This window comes from Acinetobacter sp. Ac8 (genome assembly GCF_055392545.1).
In genome coordinates this window covers 1,837,220-1,848,777 of record NZ_AP043689.1, presented here as the reverse complement: position 1 = coordinate 1,848,777, position 11,558 = coordinate 1,837,220, and the positions used below count along the sequence as shown (strand labels likewise).

The following is an 11,558-nucleotide window of genomic DNA, read 5'->3' as shown; positions in this document are numbered from 1 at the left end:
ATGAAGCTTATGTTTTTGTATGAACTCTTAGAAACTGTTGGTTATCAATTCATTTTTGTGTTTTTGAATCATAGATGGTGATCCTACCGTGGGGCGACATGGATGTCGCTGTTGGGCGGGGGTACAGGACGTACCCCTCGCCCAACGGAAGATTTTTGTCATCTTGTATCTTGTTCTTTGTAGTGATTAGCTATCACTACACGTAAATTGTAGAGTTTGGTTTGTCATCAAAACTTCGAGTTTCCTGAAAAGATTAAACCTACAATTTACACCTAACCACTGACATAAATCTGGACGGTAACTAAGCACTTTGATGCTGCATTCACAAGAAAAGACTGTGGTTTTTTAATATTAATTCAATCAATAATTAGGTGAAGCTATGTTTTATCTTGGCATTGATGTTTCTAAAGCTAAATTCGATTGTTGTTTATTTCTTGATGACTCTAGTGGAAAAATAAAAACTAAATGCTTTTCCAATAGCAATAAAGGATTTCATCAATTGTTATCATGGTTAAATCGTTTTGGTCTTGTTGCTGAAGAAACTAGAGCCTTAATGGAAGCAACATCCGTCTATCATGAAATGTTAGCTCAATTTTTATTTGATTTAAAATTTCAAGTTTGTGTGGCTAACCCAGCCCGTACTCGATATTTTGCTCAAAGTATCTCTAAGCTTAATAAAACTGACAAAATCGATAGTGAAGTATTAGCGCGATTTGCAATGACTGTAGATTTACATTTATGGCAACCCACTCCTGATAATATCCGATTGCTCAATGCTTTATTAGATAGAAGGTCAAGTATTGCGAATGACTTAAAACGTGAACAAAATCGTTTGGAAAAAGTAAACTCCACTCTAATAATTGTACCAATTTTAAAGTCTATTAAGACCAATATTAAATCATTAACTAGGCAAATTCAGAATCTAGATACACAAATTCAAAACCATATTGATCAAGACCATGAGCTTAAACGTGATCAAAAACTTCTTGAAAGCATTCCAGCAATTGCTGAGCGTACCAGTTTATTAATGCTTGTTTTTTTACGTGCTCATTCTTTTGAAAAAGCAAGCCAAGCTGCTGCATTTGTGGGTTTAGTTCCCATTCATAGACAATCTGGTAGTTCTGTGCTTGGAAAAAGTCGCTTATCTAAAGCCGGTTCACCTAAAATTCGATCGGGTTTATATATGGCTGCCATTGTTGCAACTCGGTACAATCCTCATATTAAAGAGTTGAGCGAACGGCTCTTAGCGAAAGGGAAAACTAAAATGGTAGCGATTGCTGCTGCTATGCGAAAGTTAATTCATCTTTGCTATGGTGTTCTTAAAAACCAACAACCTTATCAGGCAAATTATAAGGCATGAATCCTTAAATAATTTGCTTGACAGTTAAGACGGTATCTTTTCATCTCTGAAAAGTGAGGCATCGCCTACGCAAAGTAATTTAAACTTTGAATGTAGGCTGCGGCATTGCAAGCTTTTTTATAATCATATAGTTAGTTTCACATGTAATTGATTTAATTAAATATATCAATTCAGAAAAATTATATTCTTGGTCGGATTTTTGATAGGTTGACTATAAATGAATGCAATGGATGGCTTAGAAATATTGTAGAGGACAAATGCTTTATCCTCTACAAAACACAAGACTTAAAATTAAAAGCTTAACGCAGAGCGCTTAAGGCAGTTTACGTACAGGTAAAGCTTTGCCACGTAATTTCTCAACAGCACTGAGGATAAACACAAAAAATACTGGCACAAAAAAGATTGCAAGTATCGTCGCACTGACCATACCACCAAAAACCCCTGTACCAATCGCATGTTGAGTTTCAGAACTTGCGCCTGTAGCAATCACCAATGGAATCACACCAGCGGTAAAAGCCAAGGATGTCATCAAGATCGGTCTTAAACGAAGTTTGGCAGCCGCAACAGTGGCTTCAATCAGAGTCATTCCTTCTTCTTTTAGCATTTTGGCAAATTCAACAATCAAAATGGCATTTTTTGCAGATAATCCAATGATGGTAATTAAACCCACTTTAAAGAAAATATCATTGGGAATCCCTCGGATCCATACCGCAACCACTGCACCAATCATACCTAAAGGTACAACCAGCATCACCGACAATGGAATCGACCAACTTTCATAAAGAGCAGCAAGGACGAGGAAGACCACCAACATTGACAATGCCAATAAAAAATTGGTTTGTGCTTCTGACTGTTTTTCCTCCAAGGATTGCCCTGTCCACTCATAACCAATTCCTTTTGGTAATTGCTCAATCAATCGCTCCATTTCCTTCATCACTACCCCTGAAGAAACCCCTTCTGCGCCTGCCCCTGCAATACTCAATGATGGTCGTCCATTATAGCGATTGTACTGCTGCGGAGACTGTGTCCACACAGGTGTAACAATCTCAGACAGTTTAACCAGTGCTCCAGTCTTGTTAACCACATTCAAATTTAGAATATCAGTAACTTTCATCCGTGAATCGGCATCGACTTGAACAATCACTTGCTGCATTCGTCCCTGATTTGGAAAATCATTGACATACATTGAGCCCATTGAAGATGAAATGGTGTCTGTCACATCAGCAAAATTCACACCTAAAGCTTCTGCCTTATTACGATCAATTTTTAAATCGACATTACTACCTGGTGGTAAACCCTCTGGATAAACATAAGCCAGTTTTTTACTGGTTGCTGCAAGACCGATCAACTGCGCTTGTGCCTCATTCAAAGCTTGCATTCCAAGATTACCGCGATCTTGTAAACGTAAAGTAAAGCCCGAAGTTGTTCCCATTTCTTCAATTGCCGGCGGTAAAACAGACATAATCGTACCTTCTGTACTTTCTGCCATGGCCGCATTTACAGCGTTAACCTCATCTGCAGCGGAGGTATTTCTCTCTTTAAAATCTTTTAAATTTGTAAAGGCAATGGCAGTGTTATTGCCAGAACCACTAAAGCCAAACCCGAGTACAGAGACATTTTCTTTAATACTTTCTCTGCTTTTTAAATGTTCCTCAAACGATTTTACAATGGTCAATGTCCGCTCTTGACTGGCATCTGCAGGTAATTGAAATGAGGTGATAAATGAGCCTTGGTCTTCTTCTGGTAAAAAAGCGGTTGGGATCGATTTAAACGCAAATAATAAGAAACCTGTCAGGACAACAAATACAATCATCACAGTAAAAATGTGTCTCAACAATTTCACTAAAATTGCTTCATACTTTTTATTGACGCGGTCAAAAAAGCGATCAAACCACGCAAAAAAGCCCTTTTTCTGATGATCGGCTTCAATCGGTTTTAACAAGGTTGCACAAAGTGCAGGGGTTAAGGTCAGTGCTAAAAATGCTGAGAATGCAATGGATACCGCCATGGTCACGGTAAATTGTCTATAGATAATTCCGACCGAACCACTGGCAAAGGCCATCGGTAAAAATACCGCCACCAGAACCAAGGTTATCCCGATGATTGGACTGGTAATTTCTTGCATTGCTTTAGAAGTGGCATCAACTGGTGATAAGCCTTCCGTTGCCATGATGCGTTCCACATTTTCAATCACCACAATCGCATCATCGACAATAATACCGATGGCTAAAACCATACCAAACATGGTTAAAACATTGACCGAAAAACCACTGATCAACATCACCGCAAATGTGCCTAGAAGTGCAATCGGTGCAACAATTGAAGGAATCAAGGTGTAACGAATGTTATGTAAAAATAAATACATAACAAGGAAAACCAACACCATTGCTTCCAGCAATGTCATGATTACTTTTTCAATCGAAATCTTAACAAACGGTGCAGTATCATAAGGAATCGAATATTGCATTCCCTTTGGTAAAACTTTACTGAGCTCCTCAACTTTTGCTTTGACCGCTTCAGAGGTCTTGACTGCATTCCCGCCTGGGCTCATTTGAATCGCCAAAGCAGTTGCTGGCTTTCCATTTTCTACAATAGAAAAACTATAGGTTTGCGCCCCAAGCTCCACTCGTGCAACATCTTTCAGTGTGACTTGTGCGCCACTCTGGTTGGCACGCAAAGTAATATTTTGAAATTCTTCAACTGTACTTAACTGCCCTTCAGCCGTTAATGGCAGTGTAATCATCTGTCCTTGGACCGCAGGCAAACTCCCAACACTTCCCGGAGATATCGGCGTATTTTGTGCTTGAATGGCATTTGTGACATCTTTAATCGACAGCTGATAAGACACCAGTTTGTTTGGATCTATCCAAATACGCATGGCCTTTTCAGATCCAAAGGATTGGATACGTCCTACCCCTTCAACCCGTTTTAATTCTTCAACCACATTTCGAACCAAATAATCACTTAAATCAATTTCTTTAAATTGATCATTTGGTGAGTTGATTCCGACCATCATCAGAAATCCAGAAGATGCCGCTTCAACAATCAGGCCTTGCTGTCTAACTGATTGTGGCAATCTCGGTTCGATAGACTTTAGTTTATTTTGCACATCTACCTGAGCCAACTCTGGATCAGTCCCCGGTTTAAATGTGGCAGTAATACTCGCTTGACCACTGGCATCAGAGGTGGCGCTGTAATAAAGTAAATTCTTTACTCCTGATAACTCTCTCTCAATCAAGGTGACAACACTATCATTCAAGGTTTCTGGTGTTGCTCCCGGATAGGTTGCATAGATACTAATCGAAGGTGGTGCAACTGAGGGAAAACGAGAAATCGGCAACTTTGGAATACTTAAGACACCAAACAGAATAATAAAGAGTGCAATCACCCAAGCAAAGATTGGCCGTTTAATAAAGAACTGCGATATCATAATTTTTCTCCTGTATTCGGAGAAGACTGACCTGCCGTGCTTTGATCACTGCCCTTATTTTGCGTTTGTAAAGTCCCAACATCGGTTGTGTATTGCGACTTCCACTGGGTTATTTTTAAAGGCTGTTCCGGCTGTTGAATTCGATCATGCCCCTCAACAATGACTTTTTCACCTGCTTTAATTCCACTATTCACCACATAGAAACCTTTATATAACTGTCCTAAACTCACTGGACGTGTTTCTGCAGTCTGATTTGCTTTTACAATCAGCAGTTGTGCTTGACCTGAAATATCTCTTTGCACAGCTTGCTCAGGTACAAGTAAGGCATTGGGTTGTGATGCTCTGTTTAAACCGACTCTGACATACATCCCTGGCAATAATTTCCGTTGAGGATTATTTACTTCCACACGGATAGTGACATCACCGGTATTGGGATCCACGCTGGTATCTGAGAATAAAATCTTTCCAGTCACTGGATATAATTTACCCTGACTATTGGATATGCTGACCTCAGCACCGCCACGTTGTAATAACGAACCATCACTCAAACGATCTTGCAATTGCTCATATTCAGAGATTGATTGTTTAACATCAACATAGACTTTATCTAACTGATGTACCAAAGCCATTGGATTAGTATCGCTGGTGCTGACCAATGCACCTTCGGTGACCAACAACTTACCAATTTGACCTGAAATCGGGGCGCGTACAGTCGCATAGCGTAAGTTTAAATTTTGTCGTGCCAATGCTGCCTTGGTTTGAGCAACTTCAGCCAAAGCCTGTTGATAAGCGGCTTCCGTATTATTAAATTCCTGTTTACTAATGGCATTGGAAGGAAGCAGTTGTCGATATCGCTCCTGTTGGGTTTTTAGACGCACCACTTCTGCCTGTGCTTTTGCCAATAAAGCCTGATTACTATTGACATCTGCTTGAAGAATTTCCGAATTGATCTTAAATAAGGGTTGTCCAGCCTTAACTTCACTGCCTTGGGTAAACAGCACCTTTTCAATAATTCCGCCAACTTGTGGGCGAATTTCTGAAATTCGATAGGCTTGTACACGTGCAGGTAAGTTTTCAATCAAATGAATATCTTGCTGTTGAACGGTATAAATACTGACTTTGGCTGGCGCAGCCTGTTGTGCTTGTTCTGCTTCAGCATTTCCTGAGCGATTACATCCAGTTAACGCACTCCCACTTAAAACAACCAATAAAATAATAAAAAAATAAGGCTTAGGCATCATCTGCACCCAGAGTTCTAGATATGACGATTATTGGCAATATTTGTGTACTTAGCGTCACTAAAGTGTGGAGATTGTGTGGATATAACCACTAAAAATAAATTATGATGGTGCTGTATCCATTTTAAAGTATCCAGCGATGGGCAATATTTCTTTTGCGTCTGATCCAGCCAGTAAACAAATTTTAGTCGTTGAAGATGATTATGATATCGGCGATATTGTGGAGCATTATCTGAAAAAAAATGGCTTCAATGTGCTCAGAGCGCTTAATGGACAGCAAGCCATCGAAATACATGCACAGCAACAGATTGATCTGGTGATTCTTGACGTGAAATTGCCGATCTTAAATGGTTGGGAAGTTTTAAATCATATTCGTCAATCCAAACAAACCCCTGTAATTATGCTGACCGCATTAGATCAAGAAGTGGATAAAGTCACAGCACTTAGAATCGGTGCTGATGACTTTGTGGTAAAACCATTCAATCCAAATGAAATTATTGCCAGAGTTGAGGCCGTATTGAGAAGAAGTGCCATGTCATCTCAGGCGAAAGCCCAAATCATTAGCTTTAAATCAATTGAAATTAATACAGAAACACTTTGTGTATACATTATCAAAGAACATTCGAAAGCACTGTTAAACCTTACCTTAACGGAATTTAAGATCCTTGCGTTGATGTCGCAAGCACCCTACAAGGTTTTTACCCGATCAGAATTAATGAACCATTGCTTACCTGATGGTGATGCCTTAGAGCGTACTGTAGACAGTCACATCAGTAAATTACGTAAAAAACTGGAAGATCATCATCAAACTGACTTACTGATCAATGTCCGTGGTGTTGGCTATCGTTTAAGGCAAAATGATGAAAAATAACATTGGAATTAGCCGCCAGCTGATTATCACCATGGCCAAAGTGAGCTTATTGACCACTTGTTTTTCCTTGGTTTTTGGCTATTTAACTTATTTTGTCGCCATTGAGTTTAAATTGGTCTCACTTGAACAATTAAATTCCGAAGACTGGTCATTTAATTTTGTTGATCTCACTTGGATTTTATTGGTGACTTTATGCGGTTCACTAACTTCTGTTTATTTAGGATTAAAATTAGCGCAACGCTTTATCGCCCCGCTAAATTCTTTAGCCATTGCAGCAAGAGAAATTAGTTTGGGCAATCTTTCCGTAAGAGCACAATTGGACAATCCCTCTTCCGTCGCTGAAATCACAAAGATGATCAATGACTTTAATCGTATGGCAGAAAAGCTGGAAATCTCAGTCAACAATGCATCTATTTGGAATGCCGCAATTGCACATGAATTAAGAACTCCTGTGACCATCTTACAAGGTCGCTTACAAGGCGTGCTTGACGATATATTTACCCCCGATAAAGCCCTATTAAAAAATTTGCTCAATCAAGTTGAGCAACTGTCATTTTTAATCGAAGATCTAAGAACCCTAAGTCTGGCGGATAATCAACAACTTCGACTTAACCTAGAGTCAGTTTGTCTATCTGACGTCATTACACAATCTGTAAACTTACTTCAAGACCGTTTTGATCAAGCAAAATTAATCATCGAAACCGATCTATCAGATCAAGCCTGCTTTTTTGACCGACAACGGCTTGAACAGATTTTAATTGCATTATTTGAAAATGAAATTCGTTATGCACAGGCAGGGATTTTACGGATTAGCACCCAAAAAAAATCAGAAGGTTTGGTTTTAACCATTGAAGATCAAGGACCCGGTATTGCAGATCAGCATATCCCCTTTATATTTGATGCGTTTTATCGACTTGAAGAATCCAGAGGCAAGAAGAATGGTGGCAGTGGTTTAGGTCTATCTGTTGTCAATGCAATTATGATCGCGCATGAAGGTCGGATTGAATATTCCAAGTCACAAGCTTTAGGGGGAAGTTGTTTTAGTATTTTATTTAAGCCCGACGATTTAAATAAAATATAAGATCAGCATCCAAGTGTAAAATCGACTTCATTGAAACAAGCATTCAACTCATCTGTTTTAAATTGACAACTATCAGCAACTATAGACAGATAACATAGCGGCCTGTAGCTGATCAAAGCGCTATCCAAACACATTTCTATGGCTATTGGTCTATGGTTATTGATGCAAATTTGATTTTAACCTAGCGTAATTTTCTTTAAACGGTAATCCAATGTTGCTCGACTAATTCCAAGCATACGTGCAGCTTCTGAGACATTCTGTTGGCTTTTATCCATTGCGCTACGAATAATATTTTGTTCAAGTTGATCTAAAGAGAAATTCTCACTAAATAAATCTTCTACATTGATCAGCGATTGTGCAGTTTCACTCACTGCTTCTAAATCCTTATGTTGTGGAAACAAACTGTCTAATTTAATTTCCTGTTGATGATCGGTCAGTAAGGTGGCTCTTTCCAATAAGTTTTCCAACTCACGAATATTGCCAGGCCAATCATATTTCATCATAAAGTTTTTCGCTTTATCACTGAGCCCTTTTAGGGTCTTGTTATACATATTTTCAAAGCGTACCAAAAAGTGATTAATCAGCAAGGGAATATCTTCTCTTCGCTCACGTAAAGGCGGAATAATCACGGGAAAAATATTTAAGCGATAATATAAATCTGCACGGAATTTTCCATCTTTAACGGCCTGCTCTAAATCCTCATTCGTCGCAGCAACAAGTCTGACATCGACTTGGCGGGTGCGACTATCTCCTACCCGTTCAAACTCACCTTCTTGTAGCATTCGTAATAACGCAGCTTGTGCACGCGGTGAAAGCTCAACCACTTCATCTAGAAAAATTGTTCCGCCATGTGCACGTTCAAATTTTCCCATTCGAGATTGAACCGCACCAGTAAATGCGCCTTTTTCCACTCCAAACAGTTCTGACTCAATCAGATCAGGAGGAATACAGGCACAATTCACTGCCACAAACGGTTGCGCTTGACGCTGACTGCCATTATGAATACCACGTGCAAATGCTTCTTTGCCAACGCCTGTTTCACCTTGTAATAAAACTGCGACTTTACTCCCTGCTGCTTTTTTAAGTAGATCACAGACTTTGCGGTAGGCGACCGACTCGCCTACCGCATTAAACATGGTGTAATCACTTTCAGCATCGGTATAGATATTTTTCTTTAATTGATTGAGTTCCGCCTGTAAGGCAATGATTTCGTCCGAGACAGCATCGGGTGACATAAAGCGAATCAACTCATCGGCATTTTCCCATTCACTCAACGGCTTTCCAATGATTCGACAATGCTCATCACCCTGAGCAACGCAATGTGTCTCTTGATAGATAATGGTCTGCCCCATGACAAAGCTGCTATAGCCACAGGCATAGCCCAATAACATCCAACAAGCAGGTTGATCTGAAGCACCAAATTCACTTAAATGCACCTCTGCCTCAAATGAATTAAGCCAGTTAAAATCAGCATAAAACTGTTTTAAATCATGACTTAAATGCAGCTCATTGACGTCAACCTGCACCATGCCACGGATGCCATGCATTTGCGGTCCAGCCATAAAAGCTTCTGCTTCATTTAAATTTGGTCGTAGTTTTGAGGTTACTTCTGCATCGCGCATGCCAGCTTGGTAACCACAACGAATAAAAAAGCGTTTGGTGCGTTCAAGCCCCAGCATTTGATAGAGATCTTTTCTTAAAAAGCCCAGAATACTGGTATGCATTAATAACATCCGATTTTCATCAAACCAGATTTGTCCGTGTTGAGCATCAAAAACGATTTTATCAAGTAAATCTTGAATATCTTTGTTCTGTTCCAGTATTTTTTTATATACCTTCACATCTTTGGCTGGGGGCATGATATATCCATCCTTGGCTATATGTCTTTGTGAATGCAATCTTGATATTACCTAATTCTGACCCAAAAGCTTCACTACCTTTTCTTATATTTTCATACCTTTAAGGTATATTGTTTTTATTTTAATCGATATCAAGTCTTTATTGGTTTTTATAAACATTAACTCGACCTTCCCCCATCAAAATCACTGTTTCATCTTTTGATGAAATCAGCATCTCTTTAGGTTCATTATTTGATGAAAATAATGCTGTCGTTCTTCATACCTTAATGACCAATAAATAGTAAATAATTGAATTTTAATTAAATTTTAAAGTTGGCATGACTTTTGGAATATCTAGATCAAACCTAGCACATGAGCATGAAGCTCTACATCAAAATTGTTTTGATGTTGATAAAAGGATAAGCACATGATTGACGCTAAACAGCCTACCGCATTGGTCAAATATATCCGTATTACTGGTGAGCGGAATGCCAAATTTGTCGAGTTCGATTTTGCCATTCAAGACCCCACGCTTTTTGTTGAACTTATTCTCCCCCAACAGGCTTTCCAGCATTTTTGTGAAATTAATCATGTCATTGAAATGACCGCAGAACAACAAGCTTGGAACGATGCGCAGGAAGATAAATGGCGTTATGGCATTGAACCAACTGTTTTAAATCATGCTCGCCAACATTCTGATCAAGAAGATCAGGCTTAATTCTACAAGGAGAAGCTAATGACTTTAGAAATTAAAACATCCAATTTGCAACCGATTCGTCAGACTTATGCGTATATCGAACGCCGTTTTGGAGCCAAGCCCGCAACACGCTATCAAGAAGTCAGCTTTGATATTCAAGCTTCGACAAATTTTCACTATCGCCCCTTATGGAAGCCAGATAAAACCTTAAATGATAAAACCCATACCGCTTTGCAAATGCAAGATTGGTATGCATTTAAAGACCCTCGTCAATTTTATTACGGCGCTTATGTGCAACATCGTGCACGTCTGCAAGATACCGCTGAAAGTCATTATGCTTTTTTTGAAAAACGTCAGTTGGTCAATAATCTCAGTGATGAAGTGAAACAAAAAATCATCCAGTGTTTATTACCTTTTCGCTATGTCGAACAAACGGCCAACTTACATATGATGTCAGGCAGTGCCTATGGTTATGGCACCGTCATCACCCAAGCATGTATTTTTGCGGCTATGGATCGTCTCGGTATGGCGCAATACATTTCACGTATTGGCTTGATTCTTGATGGCAATACAGGTGAATCCTTACAACAAGCCAAACACGCTTGGCTAAATGATGAAACTTGGCAACCCTTACGTAAACTTTGTGAACAAAGCCTAACCGAACAAGACTGGTTCAAACTTTATATTTTGCAAAATCTTTTGATTGACAGCATGTTACAAGAGCTGGTTTTTGGACAACTCGATGAATGGCTGGTTGAAAATGGCGGGCGTGATATTGCCATTCTTACTGAATTTATGAAGGACTGTTTAACTGATTTAGCGAAGTGGTCAGACAGTGTTTTAAAAACTGCAATTTCTGAATCTGAAGACAATAAAACCCTGATTCAATCATGGATCACGGAATTACTACCCCAAGTTAAACAAGTATTTAGTACTTGGGCACAAACCGCACTCACGGATTCAGGGATTGATTCAGGTCTAAATAAGATCTCTGAACGTAGCAAAAAAGCCGGCAACATTTTACTCGATTTAGCAGCATAAGG

General features: G+C 39.3%; 8 protein-coding genes. 5 read left to right on the top strand and 3 right to left on the bottom strand.

Annotation, left to right across the window (positions count from 1 at the left end; all coding sequences use genetic code 11):
- The first annotated feature begins 379 nt into the window (after positions 1-379).
- Positions 380-1,360, top strand: a complete 981-nt coding sequence (locus ACZ5QH_RS08625) for an IS110 family RNA-guided transposase (RefSeq protein WP_464016793.1) — start codon at positions 380-382, stop codon at positions 1,358-1,360.
- 313 nt (positions 1,361-1,673) lie between these two features.
- Here the strand turns inward: ACZ5QH_RS08625 and ACZ5QH_RS08620 are convergent, their stop codons facing one another.
- Positions 1,674-4,790 (bottom strand): efflux RND transporter permease subunit, encoded by a 3,117-nt coding sequence (locus ACZ5QH_RS08620; protein WP_303577311.1) that lies wholly within the window; start codon positions 4,788-4,790, stop codon positions 1,674-1,676.
- Positions 4,787-6,031 carry an efflux RND transporter periplasmic adaptor subunit gene (locus tag ACZ5QH_RS08615; RefSeq protein ID WP_303577312.1) on the bottom strand — a complete coding sequence of 415 codons (1,245 nt, stop codon included), beginning with the start codon at positions 6,029-6,031 and terminating at the stop codon, positions 4,787-4,789. The genes ACZ5QH_RS08620 and ACZ5QH_RS08615 overlap by 4 nt, the downstream gene beginning before the upstream one ends.
- 136 nt (positions 6,032-6,167) lie before the next feature.
- Here ACZ5QH_RS08615 and adeR point away from each other — a divergent pair, with 136 nt between their 5' ends.
- Complete coding sequence (gene adeR / locus ACZ5QH_RS08610; RefSeq protein ID WP_004721351.1) at positions 6,168-6,899, top strand: efflux system response regulator transcription factor AdeR; 732 nt, start codon at positions 6,168-6,170, stop codon at positions 6,897-6,899.
- Entirely contained in the window at positions 6,889-7,980 is a 1,092-nt protein-coding gene (gene adeS, locus ACZ5QH_RS08605) for a two-component sensor histidine kinase AdeS (protein ID WP_303577313.1), read from the top strand. The genes adeR and adeS overlap by 11 nt, the downstream gene beginning before the upstream one ends.
- Positions 7,981-8,156: 176 nt before the next feature.
- On the opposite strand, the gene mobR is transcribed toward adeS, so the two are convergent.
- Positions 8,157-9,839 (bottom strand): phenol degradation transcriptional regulator MobR, encoded by a 1,683-nt coding sequence (mobR, locus tag ACZ5QH_RS08600; protein ID WP_303577314.1) that lies wholly within the window; start codon positions 9,837-9,839, stop codon positions 8,157-8,159.
- Positions 9,840-10,245: 406 nt separating this feature from the next.
- Here mobR and ACZ5QH_RS08595 point away from each other — a divergent pair, with 406 nt between their 5' ends.
- Together ACZ5QH_RS08595 and ACZ5QH_RS08590 are read left to right on the top strand one after the other, a co-directional pair.
- Complete coding sequence (locus tag ACZ5QH_RS08595; RefSeq protein ID WP_056512494.1) at positions 10,246-10,536, top strand: phenol hydroxylase subunit; 291 nt, start codon at positions 10,246-10,248, stop codon at positions 10,534-10,536.
- Between the two features lie 18 nt (positions 10,537-10,554).
- Positions 10,555-11,556: an aromatic/alkene monooxygenase hydroxylase subunit beta gene (locus ACZ5QH_RS08590; RefSeq protein WP_303577315.1), complete on the top strand. Its 1,002-nt coding sequence runs from the start codon at positions 10,555-10,557 to the stop codon at positions 11,554-11,556.
- Positions 11,557-11,558: the final 2 nt, after the last annotated feature.